At 64.2% G+C, this 26,304-nt stretch carries 25 protein-coding genes, 2 tRNA genes and 1 other RNA gene; 18 read left to right on the forward strand and 10 right to left on the reverse strand.

From position 1 onward, the window contains the following. Positions 1–235: 235 nt before the first annotated feature. Both ACI2I1_RS07775 and ACI2I1_RS07780 read right to left on the reverse strand, forming a co-directional pair. A complete protein-coding gene (locus ACI2I1_RS07775; RefSeq protein ID WP_404678654.1) occupies positions 236–649 on the reverse strand; it encodes a holin family protein in 414 nt (137 codons plus the stop codon). A gap of 321 nt (positions 650–970) precedes the next feature. Beyond that, positions 971–1,047 (reverse strand) — tRNA-Pro (locus ACI2I1_RS07780). A gap of 201 nt (positions 1,048–1,248) precedes the next feature. On the opposite strand from ACI2I1_RS07780, the gene yajC reads away from it, so the two are divergent. Genes yajC through secF form a run of 3 tightly spaced genes read left to right on the forward strand, consistent with a single transcriptional unit; the run spans position 1,249 to position 4,179 of the window. Further along, positions 1,249–1,563: a preprotein translocase subunit YajC gene (yajC, locus tag ACI2I1_RS07785; protein ID WP_221541912.1), complete on the forward strand. Its 315-nt coding sequence runs from the start codon at positions 1,249–1,251 to the stop codon at positions 1,561–1,563. 27 nt (positions 1,564–1,590) lie between these two features. Continuing rightward, positions 1,591–3,189, forward strand: coding sequence for a protein translocase subunit SecD (gene secD / locus ACI2I1_RS07790; protein WP_404678655.1), 1,599 nt, complete (start codon positions 1,591–1,593; stop codon positions 3,187–3,189). Positions 3,190–3,201: 12 nt separating this feature from the next. After that, entirely contained in the window at positions 3,202–4,179 is a 978-nt protein-coding gene (secF, locus tag ACI2I1_RS07795; protein ID WP_221541910.1) for a protein translocase subunit SecF, read from the forward strand. A gap of 25 nt (positions 4,180–4,204) precedes the next feature. Here secF and ACI2I1_RS07800 read toward each other — a convergent pair whose 3' ends face one another. Then, the gene (locus ACI2I1_RS07800) at positions 4,205–4,777 is read right to left on the reverse strand and encodes a helix-turn-helix domain-containing protein (protein WP_404678656.1); all 573 of its coding nucleotides are present in this window, start codon (positions 4,775–4,777) and stop codon (positions 4,205–4,207) included. A gap of 94 nt (positions 4,778–4,871) precedes the next feature. Here ACI2I1_RS07800 and ACI2I1_RS07805 point away from each other — a divergent pair, with 94 nt between their 5' ends. Continuing rightward, positions 4,872–5,348 carry a DUF6456 domain-containing protein gene (locus ACI2I1_RS07805; RefSeq protein ID WP_404679152.1) on the forward strand — a complete coding sequence of 159 codons (477 nt, stop codon included), beginning with the start codon at positions 4,872–4,874 and terminating at the stop codon, positions 5,346–5,348. A 40-nt stretch (positions 5,349–5,388) separates the two neighbouring features. Here ACI2I1_RS07805 and ACI2I1_RS07810 read toward each other — a convergent pair whose 3' ends face one another. The 3 genes from ACI2I1_RS07810 to ACI2I1_RS07820 all read right to left on the reverse strand — a co-directional run bounded on the left by ACI2I1_RS07810 (position 5,389) and on the right by ACI2I1_RS07820 (position 9,547). Continuing rightward, on the reverse strand, positions 5,389–5,967 hold the full coding sequence (locus ACI2I1_RS07810; RefSeq protein WP_404678657.1) for a uracil-DNA glycosylase family protein: 579 nt from the start codon (positions 5,965–5,967) through the stop codon (positions 5,389–5,391). Further along, complete coding sequence (locus tag ACI2I1_RS07815; RefSeq protein ID WP_404678658.1) at positions 5,964–7,778, reverse strand: ABC-F family ATP-binding cassette domain-containing protein; 1,815 nt, start codon at positions 7,776–7,778, stop codon at positions 5,964–5,966. Before ACI2I1_RS07815 ends, ACI2I1_RS07810 begins: the two co-directional genes overlap by 4 nt. 203 nt (positions 7,779–7,981) lie before the next feature. After that, complete coding sequence (locus ACI2I1_RS07820; protein WP_404678659.1) at positions 7,982–9,547, reverse strand: amidohydrolase; 1,566 nt, start codon at positions 9,545–9,547, stop codon at positions 7,982–7,984. Positions 9,548–9,679: 132 nt separating this feature from the next. On the opposite strand from ACI2I1_RS07820, the gene ACI2I1_RS07825 reads away from it, so the two are divergent. From ACI2I1_RS07825 to ACI2I1_RS07845, 5 genes are all read left to right on the forward strand, one after another. Then, entirely contained in the window at positions 9,680–10,399 is a 720-nt protein-coding gene (locus ACI2I1_RS07825) for an SIMPL domain-containing protein (RefSeq protein WP_404678660.1), read from the forward strand. A gap of 62 nt (positions 10,400–10,461) precedes the next feature. Then, on the forward strand, positions 10,462–10,767 hold the full coding sequence (locus tag ACI2I1_RS07830; RefSeq protein ID WP_404678661.1) for a hypothetical protein: 306 nt from the start codon (positions 10,462–10,464) through the stop codon (positions 10,765–10,767). 85 nt (positions 10,768–10,852) lie between these two features. Further along, positions 10,853–11,533 (forward strand): response regulator transcription factor, encoded by a 681-nt coding sequence (locus ACI2I1_RS07835; protein WP_221541903.1) that lies wholly within the window; start codon positions 10,853–10,855, stop codon positions 11,531–11,533. Next, positions 11,481–12,974, forward strand: coding sequence for a sensor histidine kinase (locus tag ACI2I1_RS07840; RefSeq protein ID WP_404678662.1), 1,494 nt, complete (start codon positions 11,481–11,483; stop codon positions 12,972–12,974). Before ACI2I1_RS07835 ends, ACI2I1_RS07840 begins: the two co-directional genes overlap by 53 nt. Positions 12,975–13,018: 44 nt before the next feature. After that, a complete protein-coding gene (locus ACI2I1_RS07845) occupies positions 13,019–13,786 on the forward strand; it encodes a hypothetical protein (protein WP_404678663.1) in 768 nt (255 codons plus the stop codon). Positions 13,787–13,794: 8 nt separating this feature from the next. Here ACI2I1_RS07845 and ACI2I1_RS07850 read toward each other — a convergent pair whose 3' ends face one another. Then, a complete protein-coding gene (locus ACI2I1_RS07850; RefSeq protein ID WP_224811282.1) occupies positions 13,795–14,103 on the reverse strand; it encodes a chorismate mutase in 309 nt (102 codons plus the stop codon). A 67-nt stretch (positions 14,104–14,170) separates the two neighbouring features. On the opposite strand from ACI2I1_RS07850, the gene ACI2I1_RS07855 reads away from it, so the two are divergent. The 4 genes from ACI2I1_RS07855 (at position 14,171) to ffs (ending at position 18,187) form a co-directional block, all read left to right on the forward strand. Further along, positions 14,171–15,187 (forward strand): polyprenyl synthetase family protein, encoded by a 1,017-nt coding sequence (locus ACI2I1_RS07855; protein ID WP_404678664.1) that lies wholly within the window; start codon positions 14,171–14,173, stop codon positions 15,185–15,187. Between the two features lie 29 nt (positions 15,188–15,216). Beyond that, positions 15,217–17,649 carry an ATP-dependent helicase HrpB gene (hrpB, locus tag ACI2I1_RS07860; protein WP_404678665.1) on the forward strand — a complete coding sequence of 811 codons (2,433 nt, stop codon included), beginning with the start codon at positions 15,217–15,219 and terminating at the stop codon, positions 17,647–17,649. Between the two features lie 17 nt (positions 17,650–17,666). After that, the gene (locus ACI2I1_RS07865; protein WP_221541899.1) at positions 17,667–17,945 is read left to right on the forward strand and encodes an ETC complex I subunit; all 279 of its coding nucleotides are present in this window, start codon (positions 17,667–17,669) and stop codon (positions 17,943–17,945) included. A 147-nt stretch (positions 17,946–18,092) separates the two neighbouring features. Beyond that, positions 18,093–18,187: signal recognition particle sRNA small type (gene ffs, locus ACI2I1_RS07870), an RNA gene on the forward strand. Here ffs and ACI2I1_RS07875 read toward each other — a convergent pair. Next, positions 18,186–18,674: a DUF4188 domain-containing protein gene (locus ACI2I1_RS07875; RefSeq protein WP_404678666.1), complete on the reverse strand. Its 489-nt coding sequence runs from the start codon at positions 18,672–18,674 to the stop codon at positions 18,186–18,188. The two genes, ffs and ACI2I1_RS07875, sit on opposite strands and share 2 nt — an antisense overlap. Positions 18,675–18,760: 86 nt before the next feature. Between ACI2I1_RS07875 and ACI2I1_RS07880 the strand changes: the two genes are divergently transcribed. The 4 genes from ACI2I1_RS07880 to ACI2I1_RS07895 all read left to right on the forward strand — a co-directional run bounded on the left by ACI2I1_RS07880 (position 18,761) and on the right by ACI2I1_RS07895 (position 24,174). Continuing rightward, a complete protein-coding gene (locus ACI2I1_RS07880) occupies positions 18,761–20,641 on the forward strand; it encodes a DNA polymerase III subunit gamma/tau (protein WP_404678667.1) in 1,881 nt (626 codons plus the stop codon). 10 nt (positions 20,642–20,651) lie between these two features. Further along, positions 20,652–20,993 (forward strand): YbaB/EbfC family nucleoid-associated protein, encoded by a 342-nt coding sequence (locus ACI2I1_RS07885; protein WP_221541896.1) that lies wholly within the window; start codon positions 20,652–20,654, stop codon positions 20,991–20,993. Positions 20,994–21,293: 300 nt separating this feature from the next. Next, entirely contained in the window at positions 21,294–23,687 is a 2,394-nt protein-coding gene (gene lon, locus ACI2I1_RS07890; RefSeq protein ID WP_404678668.1) for an endopeptidase La, read from the forward strand. A gap of 214 nt (positions 23,688–23,901) precedes the next feature. Continuing rightward, on the forward strand, positions 23,902–24,174 hold the full coding sequence (locus ACI2I1_RS07895; protein ID WP_221541894.1) for an HU family DNA-binding protein: 273 nt from the start codon (positions 23,902–23,904) through the stop codon (positions 24,172–24,174). Between the two features lie 82 nt (positions 24,175–24,256). Here the strand turns inward: ACI2I1_RS07895 and ACI2I1_RS07900 are convergent, their stop codons facing one another. Together ACI2I1_RS07900 and rlmB are read right to left on the reverse strand one after the other, a co-directional pair. Next, positions 24,257–25,021, reverse strand: coding sequence for a hypothetical protein (locus tag ACI2I1_RS07900; protein WP_404678669.1), 765 nt, complete (start codon positions 25,019–25,021; stop codon positions 24,257–24,259). A gap of 111 nt (positions 25,022–25,132) precedes the next feature. Beyond that, complete coding sequence (gene rlmB, locus ACI2I1_RS07905; protein WP_404678670.1) at positions 25,133–25,924, reverse strand: 23S rRNA (guanosine(2251)-2'-O)-methyltransferase RlmB; 792 nt, start codon at positions 25,922–25,924, stop codon at positions 25,133–25,135. Between the two features lie 153 nt (positions 25,925–26,077). Between rlmB and ACI2I1_RS07910 the strand changes: the two genes are divergently transcribed. After that, a tRNA-Tyr gene (locus tag ACI2I1_RS07910) sits at positions 26,078–26,163 on the forward strand. The last annotated feature ends 141 nt before the right edge of the window (positions 26,164–26,304 follow it).

Raw genomic sequence — 26,304 nt, forward strand, 5'->3', positions numbered from 1 at the left:
GCGACGTGTGAGCTCAGTCCATTAACCCTAATTCCTCCCTGGTGCGGGAGCCATAGTCGCAAAAGGGGGGTATCCTTCAGATAGTTCATGGAGGAGTGGCGGAAATGGCCCGCATCGCCTCATCGAATGCTCGAAGCTTTTTGGATGGCAGCAATCCACCAAATAGCAGACACTGCGAACCGCAGATTGCAATGCAACCCCGGAACGGGCCAACGTTCCACATCCCTTCCGCCCCTCACACCTCCGTCCCCTTCGCCTTGCCCCATTGGCGGGCGGCGGTGTAGCCGAGGTAGCCGGTGCCGAAGAGCGCGTAGAGTTCTTCCGGCAGGCCGCTCAGATAGCTGGTGATGCCTGCGCTCACGCCCTGGGCGGCGGCGGGGGAAAAGGCGCTCAGCACGCCCATCGGCAGGGCGAAGAGGATCATCGCATACATCACGTAGAGGAAGCTCGGGCGGGCGCGGCTGGTCCAGGGGTCGGGGCTGCGCACCTCGGCGACGATGGCGGACAGGCGCGCCTCGATCTGGCGCAGTTCATGCGTGCCTTCGAGCTTTAGCAGTTCGAGCTTGGCCTCGGCGCGGGCCTGTTTGTCGGGGATGATCTTGTCGATGATCGAGGCGAGGGGGCCGATGAGCGATTCGATGAGTGCCATGTGGTTTCTCCTTGGCTAAAGAAGTAACCAAATCGGTTCGTGTAGGAAAGGGGGTTCTCGTTTCGGAGTGCCCGAGGCAGCGCAGCGACTCGCGAAAATGGCGCAAATCGGGGCAAAATTCGCTTTTCGGCAGCGCGAAAAAAGTGATCGGGAGCAGGTTCGCGGACGGGCGAATCCTATTTCGCACCCTTTTGTGCGGCATCCGCCGTGTGTTCGGCGCGCAGGCCACCGATCAAGACGGTGTTCGGAGCGTTTTCCGGAACATTGCGGGCAACACCGTGGGCGGCGCCGCGAATGTGGGAGAGAAGGGGGGTAAACCACTGGTCGGGATGACTGGATTCGAACCAGCGACCCCCACACCCCCAGTATGGTGCGCTACCAGGCTGCGCTACATCCCGAAACCAGTGGAGGCGGCCCTATAGGCCCGGCTCATCCACATGGCAAGCACCTGTCTTGTCCAATTCATTGCCAGTCTCAATCAATACTGCTAACCGCCCGCCACCGATCGAAAGATGCGCGCTCCAGCCCGCTTGAACTGCGGGGGCAGGGCGCCCAACTGACGCAAAACTCTTGCTGCAACCAACAGGTCTTCTTTTCCCATGATCACCCTTCTTGCCGCCGCTGCCCAGCCGCCGGTCTGGCTCCAGGTCCTGCCCTGGGTCGCCATTTTCGCGGTTTTCTGGTTCCTCATGATCCGCCCGCAGCTGCGCCAGCAGAAGGCGCACCGCGAAAAGGTCGAAGGCCTCAAGCGCGGCGACGAAGTGATCACCGCCGGCGGTCTGGTCGGCAAGATCACCAAGGTGGAAGAGCATTATGTCGAGCTCGAACTGGCCAAGGGCATGAAGGTCCGCGCGGTCAAATCCACCATCGGCGAAGTGCTCAGCGGCAAGCCCGCAGCACCCGCCAACGACTGATCCGGCCACAAGGATAGAGACCCGGTCATGCTGGAATTCCCGACCTGGAAGAAGGTCATGCTATGGGGTATCGCCCTTCTGGGCGTGCTCGCGGCGCTTCCCTCGCTTGCTTCGCTGTCGAACCAGGACTGGCCCGACAGCCTGCCCAATCCGACGGTCAATCTCGGCCTCGACCTTGCCGGGGGCAGTCACATCCTGCTCGAGGCGGAACGCGACCAGGTCGCGGCCAAGCGGCTGGAAGATATGGAAGAAGGCGTGCGCAACGCGCTTCGCGGGGCCGAGGGCGGACGCATCCGCATCGGCGACGTGTCGACCGAAGACAACCGCCTGAGCTTCCTGCTCGACGACGCCTCGCAGATCGATCTTGCCCGCAGCGAGATCGAAGGCCTGATGTCGGGCACCGGCCCGGTCCGCGAATGGGACCTTCAGGTGGTCGACGGGCAGCGCTTCGTGCTGACCCCGACCAGCGCCGGTCTGGACAATGCGGTGAGCTCGGCGATGGACGCCGCCCTCAGCGTGATCAACGACCGTATCGACAGCCTCGGCACGCGCGAACCCACCGTTCTGCGCCAGGGCGATACGCGCATCGTGGTGCAGGTCCCCGGCCTGCAGGATCCCGAAGCGCTGAAGGAACTGATCGGCAAGACCGCCCAGCTCGAATTCAAGCTGGTGCAGCGTGAAGCGACGCTGGAAGAGGTCGAGCGCGGCTTCGTCGCGGGCGGCGAAGTGGTCGCCTATGCCGACAAGGAGCGTTATGGCGGCGGCGGCGTGGTCGTGAACCGTCTCGGCGGGATCGACGGGTCGACGCTGACCAACGCGCAGCAGAGCGTGGACCAGCAGACCAACGAACCGGTCGTCAGCATTGCCTTCAACCCGCAGGGCGGCAAGCAATTCGCCAACATGACGCGCCAGTATACCGGCGATCGGTTCGCCATCATCCTGGATGGCGAGGTGATTTCCGCGCCGGTGATGCAGGAACCGATCCTCAACGGCCAGTCGCAGATCAGCGGCAGCTTCACCGTGCAGAGCGCCAACGAACTGGCAATCCAGCTCAGCTCGGGCGCGCTGCCGGTCGATCTGACCGTGGTCGAGGAACGCACCGTCGGCCCCGATCTCGGCGCCGATTCGATCAAGCAGGGCCTGCTCGCCATGGGCATCGGCACGCTGCTGGTCATGCTGCTGATGATCGTGACGTATGGCCGCTTCGGCATCTATGCCACGGTGGCGCTGGTCATCAACGTGCTCATGCTGCTCGGCATCATGGCCGCGCTCAACGCCACGCTGACTCTGCCCGGTATCGCCGGCTTCGTGCTGACGATCGGCGCGGCGGTCGACGCCAACGTGCTGATCAACGAGCGTATCCGCGAGGAACGCAAGCGCGGGCGGCGGGTCGTTGCGGCAGTGGAAAACGGCTACAAGGAAGCCAGCCGCGCCATTTACGACGCCAACGTCACCAACTTCATCGCCGGCGTGCTGCTGTTCCAGTTCGGCTCGGGCCCGATCAAGGGCTTTGCCGTGGTGCTCGTCGTCGGTCTTTTCACCTCGGTCTTCACGGCCGTTCCGCTCACGCGGATGTGGGTGGCCCAATGGCTTCGCAAGGCGCGGCCCACAGATCTGAACCTGTAAGGAGGACGGACCATGAAATTGCTCAAGCTCGTCCCCGACGACACCAACATCAAGTTCCTGAAATGGCGCATCCCGTTCTTCGTGGTCAGCATCGTGCTGATCGCGGCGAGCTGGGGGCTCGTGATGACCAAGGGCCTCAATTACGGCGTCGATTTCGCCGGCGGCCTGGAAGTGCGCGCGACCTTCACGCAGAGCACCGAGGCCCCGGTGGCGCAGCTGCGCACCGATATCGAGGATCTGGGCTACGGGACCCCCGTCGTCCAGCGCTTCGGCGAGGATAACCAGGTCTCGATCCGCATCCGCCTGCCCGACGAAGTCTCGTCGGACAAGGACGCAGCGCAGGCGGCGGCCAACGCCGTGGTCGAACAGTTGCAGGAAAACTATCCCGACTTCCGTCTGGACGGGAACGACAACGTCTCGGGCAAGGTTTCGGGCGAGTTTCGCAGCGATGCGATCTTCGCGCTGGCGCTCGCCATGCTCGGCGTCGCTTTCTACATCTGGATCCGCTTCGAATGGCAGTTCGGCGTGGGCGGCCTGTTCGCGCTGTTCCACGACGTATCGCTGACGCTGGGGATGTTCAGCCTCTTCCAGCTGGAATTCAGCCTCCAGATCATCGCGGCCATCCTCGCGATCATCGGCTATTCGCTGAACGATACCATCGTGGTCTATGACCGTATCCGCGAAAACCTGAAGAAATACCGCAAGATGCCGCTGCCCGAGCTGCTGGACCTGTCGGTCAACGAAACGCTGGCGCGTACGGTGATGACCTCGCTGACGCTGCTCGTGGCCCTGATCCCGCTGCTGCTGTTCGGTCCGGCGAGCCTGTTCGGCCTGACCGCAGCGATCACGCTCGGCATTTTCGTTGGTACCTACAGCTCGATCTACATGGCGGCGCCGCTGCTGGTGTGGATGGGCGTCAATTCCAACAGCTTCGTGCCGCAGGAATCGGTCGCCGACCGCCAGGAAAAGAAACTCCGCGGCGAAGTCTGATCTGAACTCTCTCGTCCGCTGCCTGTCAGAGGCGGCGGACGAGCATTTCGGCCACCCCGATCCAGGCCGGATTTTCCACCACCTGCTGTTTTTCCCCGTGGCCGGGCGGAAGCACGCCGACCAGCTTGCCCTGCCGGTCGATCAGGCGGCCGAAGGCGAAGCGCCCGCCCTTGCGCGGCACCAAGACATCGCGATTGACAGCGCGCGCCGCATCGGCGGGGTCGAGCTGACGCAGCCACAGCAGGTCGCCGGGACGGTATTCGCCATGCGGATAGTCGACCGTCATCACCACCAGCGCACCATCGCCGCCAAGATCGGTGGCAAGGATCGCGTCGCGCGTCTCTTCCAGGCCTTCCGGACCTGACGGGCCCAGCCGGGCCACCACCTGCGGATGCGCGGCTCTTTCCGAGCGGACCAGCATTTCGGGCTCCACCCCCAGCGCTGCGGCGATCCGCTCCATCCATTTGAGCGAGAGATTGCGCATCCCCGTTTCCAGCCGGCCGACGGTTTGCGGCGTGGTAGGCGGATCGCAGGCTTCGGCCAGATCGGCGAGTGTCATGCCCTTCTGCTTGCGGATGTTGCGAATGCGGTTGATCATGGAAAGCACCTGAATAACCAGATTGGTTTTTCCGCTTTCCTACACGAACCTGATAAAGGCAAGTCCGCATCTTCGAAATCGAGGAGATGCAATGATGAAACGCGAATTGATCGAACGCGAGCTGACCGAAGTCGGGCCGAAACGGCGCGGCAGCGCGCGCGGCAGGCGCCGCTCGGTCACGGTGAACCTGGGCGAATCGCCGCTCACCTGGCTGCATGCGCGCGGCCACCTGGACGACCGCCAGTACGATGCGGGGGAGCGGCTGCGGGCGGATTACGAGCGTGCGCAGCTATCGCCGCAGGTCACCATGCGCTGGGACGCGGTCCGCGTGGATTGCGGGACCGGGCGTGACGGCATGACGCCGTCCGAACGCCAGCTGTCGGCCAAGGACCGCTTCGACGGCGCGATGGCGGAAGCCGGGGCGGGTCTGAAGGACATCCTCTGGCGGGTGGCCTGCGGCTGCGAGGCTCTTGCAGAGGCGGAGAAGGGACTTGGCTGGCCGAGCAGGAGCGGCAAGCTGGTGCTGAAACTGGCGCTCGACCGGGTGGCCGATTTCTACCGCATCCGGTGAGGCGGATTTTTCTCCACGACAGTGTCAACCTGTCAACCTGTCAGCCGATCAAGCGGGCGACCCGCTGGCGGACCTCGGGCAGAACCTCGCCCTCGAACCAGGGGTTGTCGCGCATGAACAGCGTGCTGCGCCAGGCGGGGTGGGGAAGCGGCAGGAAGTGCGGGAGAAACTCGGCATGGCGCAGGATGCGTTCCCGCATGGTCCAGCTCTTGGTATCCGGCAGATAGGCGCGCTGGGCGTAGGTGCCGACCAGCAGCGTAAGCCGGTCTTCGGGCAGTTCGCGCATCACCTTCTCATGCCAGGTCGGCGCGCATTCGGGGCGGGGGGGCTTGTCTCCCCCGCTGGCCTTGCCCGGATAGCAGAAGCCCATCGACACGATCGCGAAACGGGCGGGATCGTGCAGCGTCTCGAAACTCACGCCCAGCCATTCGGCAAGCCGGTATCCCGACTTGTCGTCGAAGGCGAGGCCGGTTTCATGGGTGATGCGCCCCGGCGCCTGGCCGACCACCACGACCCGGCTCGTGGCGCTGAACTGAACGATCGGCTTGGGTCCCAGCGGGAGATGCTCGGCGCACAGGGTGCAAGCCCGGATTTCCCGCTTGAGCGCCGCTGCCGTCAAAGCGCCTCGACCTGCTCGGCCAGTTCCAGCCAGCGTTCTTCCGCCGCATCCTTCTCGGCGCGCGCGTTCTCGATGCCCTTGGAGACATTGGCAAAGCGCTGCGGATCGCTGGTGTAGAGGTCGGGATCGGCCAGGATCTGTTCGCCGCGTGCGATGGCGGCTTCCAGCTCCTCGATCCGCGCCGGGAGCAGCTCGTAATCGCGCTGGTCCTTGTAGGACAGCTTCGTCGGCTTGGGCGGAGGTGGAGGCGGCGCAGGCGGGGCGGATTTGTCGCCCGATTTGTCGTCCTTCGCCTTGCCCGAGACCGGGGTCTGGCGCTTGGCCTGCCAGTCCTCGTACCCGCCCGCGACCACATCGACCTTGCCGGTCCCGTCAAGGCCCAGCGTCACGGTCACGGTACGGTCGAGAAAGTCGCGATCGTGGCTGACGATCAGCACGGTGCCTTCATAATCCGCGATGACTTCCTGCAGCAGGTCCAGCGTTTCGAGGTCGAGATCGTTGGTCGGCTCGTCCAGCACGAGGAGGTTCGATGCCTTGGCGAATTCGCGCGCCAGCAGCAGGCGCGAGCGTTCGCCGCCCGACAGGACCGAGACGCGCATGTCGACGATCTTGGGATCGAACAGGAACTCCTTCATGTACCCCTGCACATGCTTGCGCACCCCGCGCACGTCGATCCAGTCGCCGCCCTCGGCCAGCACCTGCCGCACGGTCTTGTCGGCGGTCAGCAGCTGGCGTTGCTGGTCGATCATCACGCCGGTGAGCGTCTTGGCGATATCGACCGTGCCGCTGTCGGGCTCCAGCTCGCCGGTCAGCATCTTCAGCAGTGTCGTCTTGCCCGCGCCATTCGCGCCCACGATCCCGATGCGGTCGCCGCGCTGAATGCGCAGGGAGAAGGGCTTGATGATCGTGCGGTCGCCATAGGACTTCGTGATCTGGTCGGCAGTGATGACCGACTTGGACTTGAACTCCGCCTCGGTTGCCAGCTTCAGCTTGGCCGTGCCGCCGGCCGAAATCATCGAGGCCCGCTGGGCGCGCATCTGCCACAGTTTTTCGAGCCGGCCCTGGTTGCGCTTGCGCCGCGCGGTTACCCCGCGTTCGAGCCAGTGGGCTTCGAGCTTGAGCTTTGCGTCGAGCTTTTCCGCCGCGCGGGCTTCTTCGGCGTAGACCTGTTCTTCCCAGGCCTCGTAGCCGCCGAAACCCACTTCCTTGCGGCGCAATTCTCCCCGGTCGAGCCAGATGGTCGCGCGGGTCAGGCGCTTGAGGAAGGTCCGGTCGTGGCTGATGACGACAAAGGCGCCTTTGTACCGGTCGAGCCAGCTTTCCAGCCAGTCGATCGCGGCCAGGTCGAGGTGGTTGGTCGGCTCGTCCATCAGCAGCAGGTCCGGGTCCTGCGCCAGCGCGCGCGCGATCGCGGCGCGGCGTTTCTCGCCTCCGCTCGCGCCCTTGGTCTCGCGCGCCATGTCGATGCCGAGCTGGCTGGCGATGGCCTCCACCTCGAATTCCTGCGGCGCATTTTCGCCCGCCAGCGCCCAGTCCATCAAAGTGGCATGGGCAGCCACATCGGGGTCCTGTTCGAGCAGCACCACCTTGGTATGCGGCTTGATCTTGCGCATGCCGGCATCGGTGTCGATCCGCCCGTCGATCATGCGGAACAGCGTGGTCTTGCCCACGCCGTTGCGGCCGATCAACGCGAGCCGGTCACGGGGGCCGATGTGGAGGTCGAGCGGTTCGTGATCCGGGCCGCCGAACAGCCATTTGCCGCCCTGCTGCAGGGCCATGCCTTCGAGGCTGAGAATTGGGGGCTGTGCCATAGGTGGCGCGAGGTAGGCGGGCGGAGGGCTGTCGGCAAGTGCCCTGCGCTTTTGTCGCGAGTGCTTTGCTTGTAATGACCCTCCTCACAGTCATTGCGAGGAGCCGCAGGCGACGCGGCAATCCATGGTGCTACATCCGAACAACCGGCAGCGGTGCAGCGTCTCACGACGGATTGCCACGCGACGCCCGCGATGACTGTTCCTTACGGCCGCGCCGCCTTCTGCGCCTCGACCATCCGCGCCACATCTTCCAGCAGCGCAGGTGCATCGTAAACAATGCCGTCCTTGATGGTCCAGCGCACGCCGCCGACCTGCTCGATTGCGCCGGTTTCGCGGTTCAGTTTCGTATGGCCCGTCCCGTAAAGCAGCTTGAGATTGTCGAGCGGGTTGCCCGGGACGATGACCAGATCGGCCAGCTTGCCGACCTGTATCGTCCCCATCGGCGGCGTTTCCCCGCGCGGCTGGTAGATTTCCTGCGCCCCCGCAAGCGTGGCGGCGCGGATTACCTCGAGCGGTTCGAGGCCGGCCTCGCGCAGCATTTCCAGCTCGCCGATATAGGCGAAACCCCAGGTCTGGTAGATATAGCCCGGATCGCTGCCCGCCGTGACCCGGCCCCCGCGGCGGTGAAATTCCTTCGTCAGGTCGAACCAGTACCGGTAGAACTTGCGCCAGGCGACTTCGTCCTCGGTCGACCAATCCTTGTAATAGCTGCCGTGGTTGGTGGGGCTGGGGGCGTAGAAATCCATCAGGCTGGGCAGCGTGTAGCGCTCGTGCCAATCGCGCGTTTTCGCGGCCATCACGTCGCGGCTGGCGGAATAGATGTTGAAGGTGGGGCTCAGCGTCACGCCGCTGTCGACGAGGAAATCGACGTATTCGTCCCATTCCTCGCTGCCGGGTTCCACTACCTGATCGGCCAAGCGGGCCACCCAGGCGAAGCGCGACTGTTCGTCGGCATAATTATAGCCCTGCGGATAGGTGGGCAGCGCGGCATCATCGAGCAGGCTTTCGAAATGGCCGTAGAAATGGGTGACCCCGTCCATGCCCAGTTCCACCGCCTTGCGGGCGTTGACGCGCTGGACGCCGGGCTGGGCGAGATGGGCGACCGTGCCGAGGCCCTGCTTTTCCGCCTCGTCCAGCGCCGCGCCGAGCAGATCGGGTTCGAGCGAGTTGAAGAATTTGATGCCCCAGAACCCCTCGGCCTTGGCCCAGCGGACCCAGGCCCGCGCCTTCGCTTCGCTGTCCACTGCGCCGCCGTCCCATTTGTCGCCGAAGGCGGCATAGGGAAACAGGCGCGGCGCGGTGATCGTGTTGGCGGCGCTGCGGCGCGTATCCTCCAGATCGGGCTGGCCCGGACCCCAGTAGAAGGACACGCCGCGCACGCTGGTCACGCCGTGGGCGAGCCACAGCTTGTAGCCATAGGAGGGCTGGCCCGCCTTGCCGGCATCGCCATTGTGGCCATGCACATCGACGAAGCCGGGCATCACCGTCATGCCAGCGGCGTCCACGATGCGGCTGGCGCGGGCGCGCACGGCTGCGGGGGCGCTGCCGCCATGGATCGCCGCAATGCGGTTACCTTCGATCACGATATCGACCGGCCCCGTCGGCGGCGCGCCCGATCCTTCTACCATGACGGCGCCGGACACGATCAGCGTTTCATAGGGGCCATCGCCTTCCGCCCGGTCCGGCACGCGGTCCATCGGCTGGGCGAGAACCGGCGGGCTGAGTGCCGCCGCCAAAGCAATGGCCAAGAATTTGTGCAATCTGATCACTGGCGTCCCCCTAATTGAGCCCGTCGATATCCGACCCTTTTCTTTGCCGCAAAGTATTTCGCGGAACAGCTTCGTTCAGCTGTGCGTAAAGCAGCCAAGACGAAAGACGCGTCAGACAACAGGAGTTTGCCCATGATCCGTTACGCCATTCCCGCCTTCGCATTCGCGGCCGCCCTGCCTATGACAGCGCAGGCTGCCGAAATCCAGATCGCCGCAACCGGCCCGGTGGTCGAACTGAATGTGCTGGAGGAAGTGGACGCAGCGCCCGACATGGTCACTGTCAGCGCCGGGGTCAGCAGCGAAGCGCCCACTGCGGTGGAGGCCCTGCGCCAGAATTCACGGGCGATGCGCGCAGTGATCGACCGGATCAAATCGCTGGGCGTGGCAGAGCGCGATATACAGACCAGCAGCATCAATCTCAACGCGCGGTACGATTACGACCAGCAGCGCCAGGAACAGATCTTTCGCGGCTATCGGGCCAGCAACCGCGTGACCGTGAAGCTGCGCGAGATCGACGAGACCGGCGAAGTGCTCGATGCGCTGGTCGTTGCCGGGGCAACCGATCTCAACGGCCCCGTCTTCGGTCTGGAGAACGATGAACGCGCCAAGGTCGCCGCCCGCCGTGCCGCGCTCCAGCGCGCCGAGGCGCAGGCCCGTGAATATGCCTCGCTGGCGGGCTATTCGAATGTCCGACTGCTCGAGATCAGCGAGAGCGTTCAGGGCCGCTCCGGTCCGCAGCCTATCGTGGTTACGGGAAGCCGGTTGAAGGCGATGGACGAATCCGCACCGGTCGAACCGGGCACCATTTCGACCGGAGTAAGCATTTCGGTTAAATACGAGATGACCCGCTGAAGACGGGCACATCGCCACATTCACACCTTGTTCAATGCCGTTCCATTAGTCAGAACGGCATCATGAAACAGGTTATCGCATCCTTGCTCGCCTTCGGCCTGATCGCCGGACCGATTGCCGCTACACCTGCGGAAGCGCAGCGTCGCTCCGACCAGGGCGAGGCGCGCAAGGAAATGCTTGCGGGCAATATCCTGCGCGCCCGGGAGATCGAAAACCGCATCCTGCCGCAGATGAAGGGCGCGGAATATCTCGGCTTCGACTACGATTCCACCGCCATGGCCTATCGCCTGAAGTTCATTCGCGAGGGCCGGGTCATCTATGTGGATGTGGATGCGCGCACCGGCCGCGTCCTGCGCCGCAGCAACTGAATTCCACCATCCGAAACCTCGTTCATCTTGACGCGTTCATCTACATGAACGACACGCGCAAGATTATTAGCGAGGACGGAAATTCATGAGAATCCTGATCGTCGAGGACGAGCCGACGCTCGGCCTGCAGCTCAAGACAACGCTCGAGGGGAACGGCTATGCAGTCGACCTTTCGACCGACGGCGAAGACGGCCATTTCCTCGGGTCTACCGAAGATTATGATGCCGTCATCCTCGATCTCGGCCTGCCCGAAATCGACGGGCTGACCGTGCTGGGCATGTGGCGCAAGGAGGGACGCAAGTTCCCCGTGCTGGTGCTGACAGCGCGTGACAGCTGGTCGGACAAGGTCGCCGGTCTCGATGCCGGGGCGGACGATTATCTCGCCAAGCCGTTCCAGACCGAAGAGCTTATCGCCCGCCTGCGCGCGCTCATCCGCCGTGCTTCGGGCAATACCTCCAGCGAACTGACGGCGGGGCAGGTCCGGCTGGACACGCGTTCGGGCCGCGTCACGCTGGCGGGCGAGCCGGTCAAGCTGACCGCGCAGGAATACAAGCTGCTGAGCTATCTCATGCACCACAAGGGCAAGGTGGTCAGCCGCACCGAACTGATCGAACATATCTACGACCAGGATTTCGATCGCGATTCGAACACCATCGAAGTCTTCGTCACGCGTATCCGTAAGAAGCTGGGTGCAGACGTGATCACAACCATCCGTGGACTGGGTTACAGCCTCGACGACCCCGCCGACGCGCCCCGCGCTTCGTAACGAAGTGGCGGACGAGGTGCGTCCGGCGGCGGGTTCTCCTGCCGGGGACGCATCTGCGCCCGCTTCAGACGGCCAGCCCGTTGTCCTGAACGATCGGCCCGGGCCGCGGCGCAGCCTTGCAGCGCGCATGATGGCGATCGCCGCCATCTGGATTACCGTGCTGCTGCTTGGCGGCGGTTTCGCGCTGGAGCGAACGCTTACCGGGCAGGTGCAGCGCAATTTCGACGACCAGCTGGAATATGTCCTGACCGCGCTCATCGCCTCCGCCGAGGTGGACGATTGGGGCGATGTCCGCTTCTACCGCTCGCTCGGTGACCAGCGCTTTCTGGAAGTGAACAGCGGCGTTTACTGGCAGATCAGCGGACCGGGCCGCGATCCCTATCCCAGCCGGAGTCTGTGGGACCGCACGCTCCAGCTCGATGGCGAGCATGTCGACGACGACGCCCATTTCTACGACAGCGAACAGTTTCCCGACGAACCTTTGCGCATCGCCGAACGCAGCATCATCCTGCCCGATAGCGACACGCGCTGGACCTTCGCCGTGGCGTCCGCGCGCGAGGAAATGGACGCGCAGGTCCGGCGTATTCGTTCCATTCTCGTGTGGAGCTTTGTCGCGCTCGGCCTCGGCCTGCTGATCATGGCGGTGCTCCAGAGCTATTACGGCCTGTCGCCGCTGCGGCGGGTCAGGGCCGCGATCCAGGCGATGCGGTCGGAAGGCGCCAACCGGATCGACGAGCCGCTGCCGCTCGAGGTCGAGCCGCTGGTGGAGGAAATCAATTCGCTGCTCGCACACAGCGAGAGGCAGGCCGAGGAAGCCCGCATGCATGCGGGCAATCTCGCCCATGCGCTGAAAACCCCGCTGACCGTGCTGACCAATACCGCCACCGCGCACGATCCAAAGCTGTCCGATCTGGTGTGCCGCGAAACGCGGACCATGCAGCGCCATGTGGAGCACCATCTGGCCCGCGCCCGCGCAGTGGGCCGCCGCGCATCGGGCCACGCCCGCGCCGCCGTGTGGCCCAGCGCGGAAAGCGTTCTGCGCGCGGTCACCCGCATTTACGAGGACGCCCGGCTGGATCTCGACGGCAACAAGAGCGCGAGTGTCGCCATCGAACGGCAGGATCTCGATGAAATTCTCGGCAATCTCATCGAGAATGCGGCGAAATACGGCGGCGGCAGCGTGTTCGTCACCGTCGATGCCGAACCCGAGGCGGATTTTTGCGCCATCTGGGTGGAAGACGACGGCATGGGCATTCCCGAAGCCGACCGCACGCGCATCTTCGATCGCGGCGCGCGGCTGGATACGGGCAAGCCCGGCACGGGACTCGGCCTCGCCATCGTGCGCGATGTGGCGCAAATCTATTCCGGCCAGGTCGAACTCGGCGAAAGCGAGGATCTGGGCGGGTTGATGGTGGTCCTGCGCCTGCCGCGCGCGGCCTAGCAGGTTCACGGCCCGTTCAATCCGGCGCCGATATACAACGACTCATGGATAACAAAGCCCCCAGGAAATCGCTTGCCCTGCGCATGGGCGTGGTCATCGCTGCCGGTCTCGGCCTCTCGGCCTGTTCGACCATGCTCGATCCCTACGGATCGGGCGTTTCGGTCGGCGTAGGCGTCGGGACAGGTTACGGTTCGGGATATGGCGACCCGTATTACGATCCCTATTACGGCTGGTATGACGATTACTATTACCCCGGCGCCGGGCAATATGTCTATGACCGCCGCGGGGCCCGTCATCACTGGAACGACCGCCTGCGCCATTACTGGATGGCCCGGCGCGGCGCCCACCGCAAGTATCACGAGAACTGGGGCGGCTATTCGCGCGGCCATGACGGCTATTATCGCGACCACCGGAGGCGCGGCCACCGCGCCGACCGCCGCCACCGTGACGACCGCTACGATCGCGGGCACCGCTATCGTGACGACCGCCGGGACCGTGACGACAGGCGCGGCCATCGCGATCGGCGCGAACAGCGCGAGGAGCGTGAAGGCAAGCGGCGCAACGGGTTTGCGGACGGCCTCGTTCGCAAGGCGGCAGAAGCGGCCGCCCGCTCCCAGGCACGCCAAGAGCGGCGCGAACAGCGCGCAGCTCCGCGGCCAGAGCGCCAGTCGGTGACCCCGACCCGCGCACCGCGAGCCCGTGCCCAACCGAGACAGGACGCGCCGCGCCGGGTCGAACCGCAGCGCCCCGCAGTTCGCAATCAGTCGGTCAGGCGGGAGCCCGGCATCCGGCGCAACACTCAGATCGAGTGATCCGCTAACTAGCCTCGGCGCGCCTGTTCGTGATGGCGAATGACTTCGTCGATGATGAAGCGCAGGAATTTTTCGGTGAACTCGGGGTCGAGCTGACTTTCCTCGGCCAGCCGCCGCAGCCTAGCGATCTGTTCCTTTTCCCGCGCCGGATCGGCAGGGGGCAGGGTGGCCCTGGCCTTATATTCGCCGACGGCCTGCGTGATACGGAAACGCTCGGCCAGCATATGGACCAGAGCGGCATCGATATTGTCGATGCTCTTGCGGAAGCCTGCCAGCGTGGCGTCTTCGGCGGCGGAGTGTTGCGCGTCCTGCGTCATTGCTTGCCAGATTAGCGAGAAAGCTTCTCTTGCCAAGAAAGCTTAGGCAGGACATGGCCAAGCAGACATGACAGCAGACGTTGTTCCCCTGCCGCGCAAGGCTCCGCAACCCTCGATCGAGCCCATGCTGGCGCTCACCGCGCAGGGTATGAATCAGGTCAATCAGGTCATCCTCGACCGGATGCAGAGCGAAGTGCCGCTCATTCCTGCCCTGGCCGGCCATCTCATCTCGGGCGGCGGCAAGCGCCTGCGCCCCATGCTCACGCTCGCCGGGGCCGAACTGGTCGGTTACAGCGGCACGCGCCATTACCGGCTCGCGGCAGCTGTCGAATTCATTCACACCGCCACGCTGCTGCATGACGATGTCGTCGACGGCAGTGACCTGCGGCGCGGCAAGGCGGCGGCCAATATCATCTTCGGCAATCCCGCCACCGTGCTGGTGGGCGATTTCCTGTTCAGCCGCAGCTTCGAACTGATGACCGAAGATGGCAGTCTCAAGGTCCTCAAGATCCTGTCCGGTGCCAGCGCGATCATCGCCGAAGGCGAGGTCGACCAGCTGACCGCCCAGCGCAAGATCGACACGAGCGAGGAACGCTACCTCCACATCATCCGCGCCAAGACCGCCGCGCTGTTCGCGGCCGCCAGCCGCATTGCGGCCGTGGTCGCGGAGCGGAGCGAGGAAGAGGAAAAGGCGCTCGACGGATACGGCCGCAATCTGGGCGTGGCCTTCCAGCTGGTGGACGATGCGCTCGATTACGATTCGAATGCTGCCGAAATGGGCAAGGACCGGGGCGACGATTTCCGCGAAGGCAAGATGACGCTGCCCGTGATCCTGGCCTACGCACGCGGTACCGAGGAAGAGCGGGAATTCTGGAAAGCGGCCATTGCCGGCTTCCGCACTTCCGACGACGATCTCGACGAAGCGATCCGCCTGATTGAACGGCACAACGCCGTGGCCGATACCAAGGCGCGCGCCCGCCATTTCGCGCAGCGCGCCATCGATGCCCTGTCGATCTTCCCCGATGGCAAGGCGCGGCAGGCCATGGTCCAGGCGGCGCTGTTTTCGGTATCGCGGGGATATTGATTCCGGCGGTTTGCGGCTAGGGCGCTCCCGTGTCCGACCTTCCCATCTTTTCCGTCCTGCCCGATCTGCTCGGCGCCCTGCGTGACAGCAACGGCGCCGTGCTGGTCGCGCCGCCCGGTGCGGGCAAGACAACGGCGGTCGCTCCGGCGCTGCTGGACGAGGACTGGTGCAAGGGCACCGTGATCCTGACTTCGCCGCGCCGCGTGGCCGCGCGCGCCGCAGCCGAACGCATGGCGCAGATGCTCGGCGAAAAGCCGGGCGAGACGGTGGGTTACCTAACCCGTCTCGACAGCAAGCGTTCGGCCCGGACCCGTGTGCTCGTGGTGACTGAGGCGATTTTCGTGAACACGATCCTGTCCGATCCCGAGCTGGAAGGCGTTTCCGCCGTCCTGTTCGACGAAGCGCATGAGCGCCATCTCGACAGCGATCTGGGGCTGGCGATGGCGCTCGAAACGCAGGGCGTGCTGCGGGACGATCTGCGCGTACTGGTCATGTCGGCCACCATCGACGGGTCGCGCTTCGCCACGCTGATGGGAGAGGGCACGCAGGTCATCGAGAGCGAGGGGCGGGCCTATCCGCTTGCCATCCGCTGGCTCGGCTCGTCCCCGCAAGTGCGGGTCGAAGACGCCATGACGGCAGCCATCGCCTCCGCCTGGCGCGAAGAGGAGGGCGACATCATCGCCTTCCTGCCCGGCGTCGGCGAAATCGAACGGACCCGCGAAAGGCTGGAGGAGCGGCTGCCAAAGGCGCTGGTCCTGCCGCTGCATGGGCAGGTCCAGCCCGCCGATCAGCGCGCGGCCATTCGCCGCGATCCCGACGGACGGCGCCGGATCGTGCTGGCCACCGCGATTGCGGAAACCTCTCTGACGCTCGACGGTGTTTCGGTGGTGGTGGATGCTGGGCTTGCGCGGCGCGCCGAATTCGACCGGGCGGCGGGGACCACGCATCTTGTCACCCACCGCGCCAGCCAGGCAGCGGCGGCACAGCGCGCGGGGCGCGCGGCGCGGCAGGGGCCGGGCGTCGCCTATCGCCTGTGGGAGGAAGGCGGCCACGGCGGCAGGCCCCGGTTCGATCCGCCGGAGATGGAAACCGCCGACCTTGCGCCCTTGGTGCTGAATCTTGCGAAATGGGGCACGGCGGATCCTGCCAGCCTGCAATGGCTGGACCCGCCGCCGGAAGCTTCGGTGTCGGCGGCGCGTCTCAGCTTGCAGGGTTTGGGCGCGCTCGATGCCGAAGGGCGCATCACGGCGTTCGGGGAGAAATTGGCGAGCTTGCCGCTCGATCCCTCGGCGGCAGCCATGGTGCTGTTCGGGGCCGAGCATGGTCAGGCGGAACTGGCCGCGCGGCTGGCACTCTTGCTGCAGGAACGCGGTCTCGGCGGACGGGGTGAGGATATGGAAGCGCGGCTCTCTCGCTGGAACGGCGACCGCGGCGCCCGCGCGGAGGCGAGCCGGAAGCTGGCGGGGCGGTGGGCCGCGCAGGCTGACCGCCTATTAGGTGATGGCTCAGCCCGTACGGTTTCAGACGTGCCGCCCGCCATCCTCCTCGCGGCAGGTCGTCCCGACTTTATTGCCAGGCGGCGCGGCGCTTCGGGCGAGCACTGGATCGCCTCTGGCGGACGCGGCTTCATGCTCGATCCCGCCTCACCGCTGGCCCGCGCCGATTTTCTAGTCATCGGCGATGCACAGGGGCAGGCGAAGGGCGCGCGCATCACCTCGGCCATGCGGCTGGAGGAAGCGGATCTGGAGCGCTGGCTTGCCGATCGGATGGAGCGGCGCAAGGTAGTGCGCTGGAAGGGCGAGCGGATCGAAGCTCTGGTCGAACGCAGGCTCGGGGCGATCACGCTGGCCAGCGGCCCAGATCCCGAACCCGACCGCCAGGCGATTGTGAACAGCCTTGTGGAAAAGGCCTTGGAAAACCCGGCAAAACTGCTCCCGGCAGAGCTGCGGGCAAGGGCGAGCTTCATCGGACTGGAGGCGTTTGGTGACGAGGCGCTCGCAAGCAGCGCAGAACTGTGGCTGGCGCCCCTGCTCGAAGGTCGCCGCGATCTGGACATTCCGAAGGGAAAGCTGGTCGAGGCCTTGCTCAACCTCCTCGACTGGAACGACCGGCAGCGGCTCGATACCGAGGCACCGCGCGAATTCACCTCCCCCGCAGGCACGACGCACCGGATCGATTACACCGGTGACGATGCGCCCAGCGTGGAAGTGCGCGTGCAGGCGCTGTTCGGGCTCGAACGGCATCCCATGGTCGGACGCACGCCGCTGCTGCTCAAGCTCACCAGCCCCGCCGGCAGGCCGATCCAGTCGACCCGCGATCTTCCCAATTTCTGGCGCGGCAGCTGGGACGATGTGCGCAAGGACATGAAGGGCCGCTATCCAAAGCATCGCTGGCCGGAGGAGCCATGGGCGGAAAAGCCCAGTCTGAAGACCAAGAACGCCTTTTCAAAATCAGACGGCTGAATTACAGGGTCCTCATTATGGCAGCACGTATTTACCAGCGACCGCAGAGCGCGATGCAATCGGGCAAGGCCCGCACCGATGAATGGGTGCTGGAATTCGAACAGTCCGAAGCGCGGCGCGCAGACCCGCTGATGGGCTGGACCGGCAGCGGCGATACGCAGGCGCAGGTGCAGCTCAAATTCCCCAGCAAGGACGAGGCCAAGGCCTATGCCGAGAAATACGGCATCGCCGCCCGCGTCCACGCCACGCCTCCGCACAACCTCAAGCTGCAGGCCTACGCCGACAATTTCCGCTGAGCATTGTCATTGCGAGGAGCCGCAGGCGATGCGGCAATCCAGTTTGCGACCTGTCAGACTGGCGGAGCAGTAGAGTTGGATCGCCGCGCCTTTGGCTCGCGGTGACGTTTTGCTTGAAAAGACGTTTCCACCCCGCCATATGGCGCGCCGGGAGTCGGGTGGACGTTTGCGTTCGCTCACCGGGTCAGGTCCGGAAGGAAGCAGCCCAGGTGAATTGCGGCGGGTCGCTCGGCTCCTTAATCACCCAGCATCGGTACTGATCCGCATCCGGCTGCGCGCCGCACTGCGCGAATGCGTCGCCGGGACCACGCCGGCCACCTTGCCGAGGCCGAAGGGCGGCATGTTGGCATAGATCGTCTCATGCGCGCCGCCGGCCACCGTGTAGGTCTCGTGGAAAATGCCCACGGTCCCGTCATTCCCGACATTCTTGTTGAAGGCGACCCAGGCCGGCCAGTGCTGCTCGTCGCGCGAGCGGGCGTAGCGTTCGAGACTGTCGAAATCCCGCCAATATTGCAGCAGCATCACCTGCCGCGGCCCCTGCAGGCAATATTCCGTACCCATAAAACCGCTGTCCGGATTGGCCGAAAGTTCTTTCAGCATCGGGCCCATCGCGCTCAATACGGGCCACCATTTGCCAATCTTGTGGAAATGGTTGATCCGCATTCCGATCACGAAAACCACCAGCGGACCGGTGAAATCGGCGGTCATCCGCCCTGCATTGACAGCCATGGCTACCTCCTTTCCAAAATAGATTTCAAATCGAAACCTAAATGTCAAGCTTCGCAAAAGGCGGCTTAGCGCCTACCTAGGTCGGCATGGGTGATTCACCGGACAATTCTGACGGTCTTCCTTGGGAGACCGAGACCGAAGACCACGCGCCGAGCGCGGCCGATCTGGAAGCAGCGGGGCAGAATTCGATGTTCGGCGACGCGCCCGATGCTCTGCCTGAGCCCGAACAGGCTGAACCACCAGCAGACCCCGAACCGGCGTCATCCCAGCCAGAATCTGCCGAACCCAAATCCGCCGCGCCCGAAGCTGCCGTCCCGGCAGAGCCTGCCGCCGAAGCTGCGCAGCCATACCGCGTGCTTGCGCGCAAATACCGGCCGCAGACCTTTGCCGAACTGATCGGGCAGGATGCCATGGTCCGCACGCTGGCCAATGCCATTGCGCGGGACCGGCTGGCGCATGCCTTCCTGATGACCGGCGTGCGCGGGGTGGGCAAGACCTCCACCGCGCGCCTCATCGCCAAGGCGCTGAACTGCATCGGCCCCGATGGCGAGGGCGGTCCGACGATCAGCCCCTGCGGCGTGTGCGAACCGTGCCGGGCGATTGCCGAGGGCCGCCATATCGACGTGATCGAGATGGACGCCGCATCGCATACGGGCGTGGACGACGTGCGCGAGATCATCGAGGCGGTGCGCTATGCCGCGGTTTCGGCGCGCTACAAGATCTACATTATCGACGAAGTCCACATGCTCAGCCGCAATGCATTCAACGCGCTGCTGAAGACGCTGGAAGAACCGCCTGCGCATGTGAAATTCCTCTTCGCCACCACCGAGGTCGACAAGCTTCCCGTCACGGTGCTGAGCCGGACGCAGCGCTTCGACCTGCGCCGCATCCCGTCCGATCTGCTCGAAGCGCATTTCGCCGAAATCTGCCGCAAGGAAGGTGTCGAAGCCGAGGACGAGGCGCTCCACATCGTCGCCAATGCCGCCGAAGGGTCGGTGCGCGACGGTCTGTCGATCCTCGATCAGGCGATCGCCCATGCCGATATGGATACGGGCGGCATGGTCACGGCAGAGCGGGTGCGCGACATGCTGGGCCTCGCCGATCGCGGCGCCCAGCGGCGGCTGTTCGCACAGATTCTCGATGGCGATGCCAAGGCGGCGCTGGCCGGGGTGGACGATCAATATGCACTGGGCGTCGAACCGCTGGCGCTGATGCGCAGCCTGATGGACCTCACCCACCGGATCGCACTGGCGCAGGTGGCGGGCGGCGAAGCCGATGCCACCACCGCCGAAGAACGCGAACAGCTGACCGAGTGGGCGAACCGGCTGGACGTCGGGCAGGTCCACCGGCTGTGGCAATTGCTCATCAAGGGGCACGAGGAAGTGCGGCAGGCACCCGATCCGCTGGTTTCGGCGCGCATGGCGCTGCTGCGGGTGCTGCACGCATCGTCCATGCCCGATCCGGGCAGACTGGCGAAGAAGCTGGAAGAACTCGCGGCGCGCGCCCCGGCACCTGCGCCTTCTACGGGCGGAAACGCGGGTGAGGGCAGTGGCAGCGCGCCCAGCGACGAGCTCGACTGGGAAGAGCTGGTCGAGAAGGTGTCCGCCGCCGGAAAGCTCCAGGCCGAAAGCATCATGCGCCTGCAGATCCGCCCGATCAGCGTGGAACACGGCAAGCTCGTCTATGCCCGCGATGCGCGTTATTCGGATGCGATCGAACCGGTGCTGAAAGACGCGCTCTACGCCATCACGGAAACCCGCTGGCAGCTGGAAACCGGCGATCCTTCGCTGGCCCGGCCGTCGATGGAAGAGGAACGTCAGGCCAAGGCCGAGGCGGCCAAAGCGGCAATGCGGGAGCATCCCATGGTGAAAGCGGTTGAAGCTGCCTTTCCCGATGCCGAAATGATAGAAGACGGCGCCGATATGCCCCCGATCCGGCGCGAGGTTCCGTGGAACCGCAGAGCATGAGGACAGATAGATGAAATCGATGGAAGAAATGATCGCCGCGGCACAGAAGGCTGCCGAACAGATCCAGACGCAGATGAACGACGCGCAGGCCAAACTCGACACGATCGAGGTCGAAGGCGCATCGGGTGGCGGGCTGGTCAAGGTGCGCGCCACGGCGCGGGGCCGGATCCTTGGCGTGCAGATCGATGAAAGCCTGATGAAACCGGAAGAAAAGCAGATGGTCGAAGACCTCGTCGCTGCCGCCTTCAACGATGCGCGCGACAAGGCCGATCGCAAGTCCGCCGAAGAGATGGAAGCGATCCAGGGCGGAATGGGCCTGCCGCCGGGCATGAATATCCCCGGTCTGGGCTGAGCTTTCCCGGCGCTTTCCTACAAGGCCACGCCTGTGTTAGCGCCGGGCCATGACCTTGGATTCGACAAGCCGCAGGGGCCGCGCAAGAGATTGCTGCGGCCCTTTGCATTGGTGGCGGATTTTTTATCCTCAGGACTGTGCTCCAGGCGCTCCACCCTTCAGCTTTCCGGCGGCGAAGCTGAACGCGGCGCGCTGTGCACAGCTTAGCCCCTGCGGGGCGTTGCACCTTGGCGGCGCGCTACCCATATCTCGCAGGAACGCCACGGCCTCGCTCGCAGGCCGCAGATGGACAGAATGCATATGACAGAGACCTTTCCCCTCCTTCCCCTGCGCGACATCGTCGTTTTCCCCGGCATGGTCGTCCCCCTCTTCGTGGGGCGCGACAAATCGGTGGCGGCGCTGGAAATCGCGATGGAAGGCTCCAAGGACATCTTCCTCCTCTCGCAGCTCGATCCGGGCTGTGACGATCCCGAAGCCCGCGACCTTTACGATACCGGCGTCATCGCGCAGGTGCTCCAGCTGCTGAAGCTGCCCGATGGCACCGTGCGCGTACTGGTCGAAGGCCAGGCGCGCGCCAAGCTGAAGGAACTGCGCACGGTGGACGAGTATGTCGCCGCCGAAGTCACCGAGATCGAGGAACCGACCACGTCGGGCACCGAAATCAGCGCGATGATGCGCCAGGTGGTCGAACAATTCGGCGAATACGCCAAGCTCAACAAGAAGATCGGCGAAGATGCCGCCGAACAGCTGGGCGAAATCGACGATGCCGGCGATCTGGCCGATACCATCGCCGCCGCGATCCAGGCGAAGGTTTCGGACAAGCAATCGCTGCTGGTCGAACCCGATCCGCTCAAGCGCCTCGAAATGGTCATGTCCTTCATGGAAGGCGAACTGTCGGTGCTGCAGGTCGAACGCCGCATCCGTGGCCGCGTGAAGCGCCAGATGGAAAAGACCCAGCGCGAATACTACCTCAACGAACAGCTGAAGGCGATACAGAACGAACTGGGCGACGGCGACGAGGACGGCGGCAACGAGATCGCCGAACTGACCGAGAAGATCGGCAAGACCAAGCTGTCGAAGGAAGCGCGCGCCAAGGCCGAAAGCGAGCTCAAGAAGCTCAAGGCCATGCAGCCGATGAGCGCCGAAGCGACCGTGATCCGCAACTATCTCGACGTGCTGCTCGGCCTGCCATGGGGCAAGAAGAGCAAGGTCAAGAAGGACATCGCGGAAGCGCAGGAGATCCTCGATGCGGATCACTATGCGCTGGAGAAGGTCAAGGACCGGATCATCGAATATCTCGCCGTGCAGGCGCGGACCAACAAGCTGAAAGGCCCGATCCTGTGCCTCGTCGGCCCTCCGGGTGTTGGCAAGACCAGCCTCGGCAAGTCGATCGCCAAGGCGACGGGGCGCGAATTCATCCGCCAGTCGCTGGGCGGCGTGCGCGACGAGGCCGAGATTCGCGGCCACCGGCGCACCTATATCGGCTCGCTGCCGGGCAAGATCGTCACCAATCTGAGGAAAGCCGGCAAGAGCAATCCGCTCTTCCTGCTCGACGAGATCGACAAGCTGGGCCAGGACTTCCGCGGCGATCCGGCTTCGGCGCTGCTCGAAGTGCTGGACCCTGAACAGAACAGCAAGTTCCAGGACCACTATCTGGAGCTGGACCTCGACCTGTCGGACATCATGTTCGTCACTACGGCCAACAGCCTCAACCTGCCGCAGCCGCTGCTGGACCGGATGGAGATCATCCGGCTCGAAGGCTATACGGAAGACGAGAAGGTCGAGATCGCGACCCGCCATCTGCTGCAGAAGCAGATCAAGGATCACGGCCTCAAGGACGGCGAATTCGAGCTGACCGAAGACGGCCTGCGCGATCTGATCCGCTACTATACGCGCGAAGCGGGCGTCCGTACGCTGGAACGTGAACTGGCACGGCTGGCGCGCAAGAGCCTGCGCCGCATTCTCGAAGGCAAGGCGGAAAGCGTGCGCATCACGCCTGAAAACCTCGCCGAGTTCGCTGGTGTGCGCAAGTTCAAGCACGGCATGGGCGAGGACGAAGCGCAGGTCGGCGCGGTCACCGGCCTCGCATGGACCGAGGTGGGCGGCGAATTGCTGACCATCGAAAGCGTCACCACGCCGGGCAAGGGCGAGATCAAGACCACCGGCAAGCTGGGCGAAGTGATGAACGAAAGCGTAGCCGCGGCCTTCAGCTTCGTGAAGGCGCGCGCCCCGCATTACGGCATCAAGCCCAGCATCTTCCAGCGCAAGAACATCCACATCCACTTGCCCGAAGGGGCGGTGCCCAAGGATGGCCCGAGCGCGGGTATCGGCATGGTCACCTCGATCGTCTCGACCCTGTCGGGCGTCGCCGTGCGCCCCGATGTCGCGATGACCGGCGAAGTCACGCTGCGCGGGCGGGTGCTGCCCATCGGAGGGCTGAAGGAAAAGCTGCTCGCGGCGCTGCGGGGCGGCATCAAGAAGGTGCTGATCCCGGAAGAGAACGTGAAGGACCTCGCGGAGATTCCCGAGAATGTGAAGCAGGGCCTCGAGATCGTGGCGGTCAGCCATGTCGACGAGGTGCTGGAACACGCGCTCACGTCGCTGCCGTCACCCATCGAATGGACCGAGGCCGACGACCTCGCCAGCCAGCCGGGCCATCCCCAGATGGGCGGTTCGGTGCCGACCGCGCATTAACAAAAGACATGATATGCCGCAGCGAATGCAATCGCTGCGGCATGTCAAATGCCCGTTTTGCCGCATAAATAGGGTTTCAGGGCGTTAACCCGCCGTTTTCGGGGGAATTTGCCTTTGACACGGAGCGCAAAAGCCTCTCAATTCCCGGCCTCTCGGTTGAAGTGATTCACCGGACTACAAATTCAGAACTCGTAATGAGGGGGTTTCAAGAATAATGAACAAGAACGATCTGATTGCCGCAGTTGCCGAAACAAGCGGTCTCTCGAAGAGCGATGCTTCCAGCGCTGTCGAAGGCGTTTTCGACGCTATCACGAAGTCGCTGTCCGACGGTGATGAAGTGCGCCTCGTCGGCTTCGGCACCTTCTCGGTTGCCAAGCGCAAGGCATCGACCGGCCGCAACCCGCGCACCGGCGAACCGATGAACATCCCCGCTTCGAACCAGCCGAAGTTCAAGGCCGGCAAGGGCCTCAAGGACGCCGTCAACTAAGACGCGCTCCTATCGGACATGGAAACGCCGCAGTCTCGATAAGAGGCTGCGGCGTTTTTGTGTGGTGGGTAAGCTTAGCGGCCTAGTCGAGGGCTATCAAAGCCGTCGGCGCCTGCTCGCTCCGCGGTGTCACGTCCCAGCTCAGCGACTGTCCCTTGGCCACCGTCTTGGGCCCTTCGTCGGTGTTGTTGGCAAGAATGCGCCCATCGGTAATGATCGTAAAGGTCCCGTCAGGTAGCACGACATTGGGCATCTCGCCCCCTTCTTCCTCCATCATCATCTGCATCATGCCGGCCATTCCGCCCATCATGCCATGCATCGGATTGCCGCTGCCGGCATTGGCAAAACCGGGCGCGTCCACGCGGATCTGATTATCCTTGCGCAGCACGACAGTGACGAAGCTGTTCGCCACGGGCATCTTCTCGACTACCGGGAAGACGAAGTCGTGGCTCATCCGTCCTGAAATGTTGAAGTCCACGTCGAAAAGGCCGTCGCCCTTGTAGGTGACCTGATCCCATCCGCGTTGCCGCGAAAGGTGATCGGCCAGCTCCTGCGCCGCCTCCGGGTTCGAAGGATCGATACCGCCGAACAAGGCTTTTGCCTGCTCAACCTCTCTGCGGCTCTTCGCTTCGCGTTGCTCGGCCGACGCATCCCAGGCAGTCTTTTGCTCTTCGATTTCTTCGGCCGTGCACTCACGCTCCTCGAAATCGTCGTCCCAGCATTCCGCTTCGAAGGTCATGTCGCCAATGTTTCCCATCTCCGCCAGCTTGGACAGAGCCAGCATCTGGATTTCTCCGTCGTAACTGTAGGAAAAGGTGCCATCCTTCATCACATGGAGTTCGCTCATGAAGGAGCCAGGGGAGAGGAGGCACCCCGAAAGCGCGAGGGAGCTTGCAGCGGCCAAGGCAAGCGCGCGTATCTTTACCGAGATGGTCATTCGCTTCCTTCCAATCCGGCGTCAGCTGCGGGTTGCAACTGCATAGAGCGCGACCGCAGCCGCGTTCGACACATTGAGGCTTTCGATCTCGTCGGAAATCGGCAGTTTCGCCAGCGCGTCGCAATGCGTTCCGATATTGTGGCGCATGCCTTCGCCTTCGGCCCCGAGGACGATAGCCACCGGTCCGGCGGGCAGGGCTTCGGCAAAGGTCGTGTCGGTATGGCCTGTCAGGCCAATCCGCCAGTATCCCGCCTCGGCCATTTCCTCCATCGCGCGGGCCAGATTGACGACCCGAATCCACGGCAGGGTTTCCAACGCGCCTGACGCGCTTTTGCCGATGACGCCTCCTTCGGGCGGAGCATGGCGGTCTTGCGTGACCAGTGCGGCTGCGTTGAAGGCCACGGCCGAGCGCATGATTGCGCCGACATTGTGCGGGTCGGTGACTTGGTCGAGAACGACGATCGGACGGGACGGATCGCCATCCAGCACCTCATCGAGATATTTGTCCTCCAAGGCTGCACATTCGAGAACCAAGCCTTGATGCGGCGCGTCTTTCGCCACCAGACGTGCAAGATCCTGCACATCGGCATATTCCACCGGGAAATCCGCCGGCAATTCGCCATCCAAGGCGGCTACACCTTCGCGCGTCGCCCACAGCTTGCGATGCTGGCGTTCCGGGTTCTTCAGCGCTGCCTCGACCGCATGGCGGCCCCACAGCCGGACATGGCCGGCACTGGCCCTGCCGCTGCCGCGGCCACCCTTCATGCGGCCGGCCCGGCCTCTCAATGCGCGTTTGCGTTCGCCTTTTGCCATGCTTCATGTCCTGTAATTCGATTTGCGTGGCGCTAGTGCCAGTGAGGGCATTGACAGGCAAGCGCCGCTTCGCCAAAGGGGCGCCTCTCGGCAGGGGATACCAAGCGAATCCCCGCATAATTCTCTCTCCGGAGAGATTTGGCGAACCGGTGTGGACAGGTGGCCGAGTGGTTAAAGGCAGCAGACTGTAAATCTGCCCGCGCAAGCGTACGCTGGTTCGAATCCAGCCCTGTCCACCACCGCCTCCTATAAACGGCGGAACTCCGGGCTTCCCAAAAAGGGCTGGTACTGGCCACCAACTTTTTGCTACATAATCTGCTACACAGTCCGCCGGGATGCTAATGCTCCGACCCGGCCCCGTGCTGCCGAGGGAACAATAT

The organism is Qipengyuania sp. NPDC077563, assembly GCF_044901345.1.
GTDB lineage: Bacteria > Pseudomonadota > Alphaproteobacteria > Sphingomonadales > Sphingomonadaceae > Qipengyuania > Qipengyuania aestuarii.

Bases quoted from the DNA above. Each gene is read 5' to 3' on its own strand.
- ACI2I1_RS07875 (WP_404678666.1), bottom strand. From the start codon at position 18,674: ATGGCTGTCAATGCAGGGCGGATGACCGCCGATTTCACCGGTCCGCTG.
- ACI2I1_RS07850 (WP_224811282.1), bottom strand. From the start codon at position 14,103: ATGACGCAGGACGCGCAACACTCCGCCGCCGAAGACGCCACGCTGGCA.
- ACI2I1_RS07835 (WP_221541903.1), top strand. From the start codon at position 10,853: ATGAGAATCCTGATCGTCGAGGACGAGCCGACGCTCGGCCTGCAGCTC.
- ACI2I1_RS07895 (WP_221541894.1), top strand. From the start codon at position 23,902: ATGAACAAGAACGATCTGATTGCCGCAGTTGCCGAAACAAGCGGTCTC.
- yajC (WP_221541912.1), top strand. From the start codon at position 1,249: ATGATCACCCTTCTTGCCGCCGCTGCCCAGCCGCCGGTCTGGCTCCAG.
- ACI2I1_RS07855 (WP_404678664.1), top strand. From the start codon at position 14,171: ATGACAGCAGACGTTGTTCCCCTGCCGCGCAAGGCTCCGCAACCCTCG.
- ACI2I1_RS07800 (WP_404678656.1), bottom strand. From the start codon at position 4,777: ATGATCAACCGCATTCGCAACATCCGCAAGCAGAAGGGCATGACACTC.
- lon (WP_404678668.1), top strand. From the start codon at position 21,294: ATGACAGAGACCTTTCCCCTCCTTCCCCTGCGCGACATCGTCGTTTTC.
- rlmB (WP_404678670.1), bottom strand. From the start codon at position 25,924: ATGGCAAAAGGCGAACGCAAACGCGCATTGAGAGGCCGGGCCGGCCGC.
- ACI2I1_RS07900 (WP_404678669.1), bottom strand. From the start codon at position 25,021: ATGAGCGAACTCCATGTGATGAAGGATGGCACCTTTTCCTACAGTTAC.
- ACI2I1_RS07865 (WP_221541899.1), top strand. From the start codon at position 17,667: ATGGCAGCACGTATTTACCAGCGACCGCAGAGCGCGATGCAATCGGGC.
- secD (WP_404678655.1), top strand. From the start codon at position 1,591: ATGCTGGAATTCCCGACCTGGAAGAAGGTCATGCTATGGGGTATCGCC.
- ACI2I1_RS07805 (WP_404679152.1), top strand. From the start codon at position 4,872: ATGAAACGCGAATTGATCGAACGCGAGCTGACCGAAGTCGGGCCGAAA.
- ACI2I1_RS07830 (WP_404678661.1), top strand. From the start codon at position 10,462: ATGAAACAGGTTATCGCATCCTTGCTCGCCTTCGGCCTGATCGCCGGA.
- ACI2I1_RS07880 (WP_404678667.1), top strand. From the start codon at position 18,761: ATGGGTGATTCACCGGACAATTCTGACGGTCTTCCTTGGGAGACCGAG.
- ACI2I1_RS07885 (WP_221541896.1), top strand. From the start codon at position 20,652: ATGAAATCGATGGAAGAAATGATCGCCGCGGCACAGAAGGCTGCCGAA.
- ACI2I1_RS07845 (WP_404678663.1), top strand. From the start codon at position 13,019: ATGGATAACAAAGCCCCCAGGAAATCGCTTGCCCTGCGCATGGGCGTG.
- ACI2I1_RS07775 (WP_404678654.1), bottom strand. From the start codon at position 649: ATGGCACTCATCGAATCGCTCATCGGCCCCCTCGCCTCGATCATCGAC.
- ACI2I1_RS07815 (WP_404678658.1), bottom strand. From the start codon at position 7,778: ATGGCACAGCCCCCAATTCTCAGCCTCGAAGGCATGGCCCTGCAGCAG.
- ACI2I1_RS07825 (WP_404678660.1), top strand. From the start codon at position 9,680: ATGATCCGTTACGCCATTCCCGCCTTCGCATTCGCGGCCGCCCTGCCT.
- secF (WP_221541910.1), top strand. From the start codon at position 3,202: ATGAAATTGCTCAAGCTCGTCCCCGACGACACCAACATCAAGTTCCTG.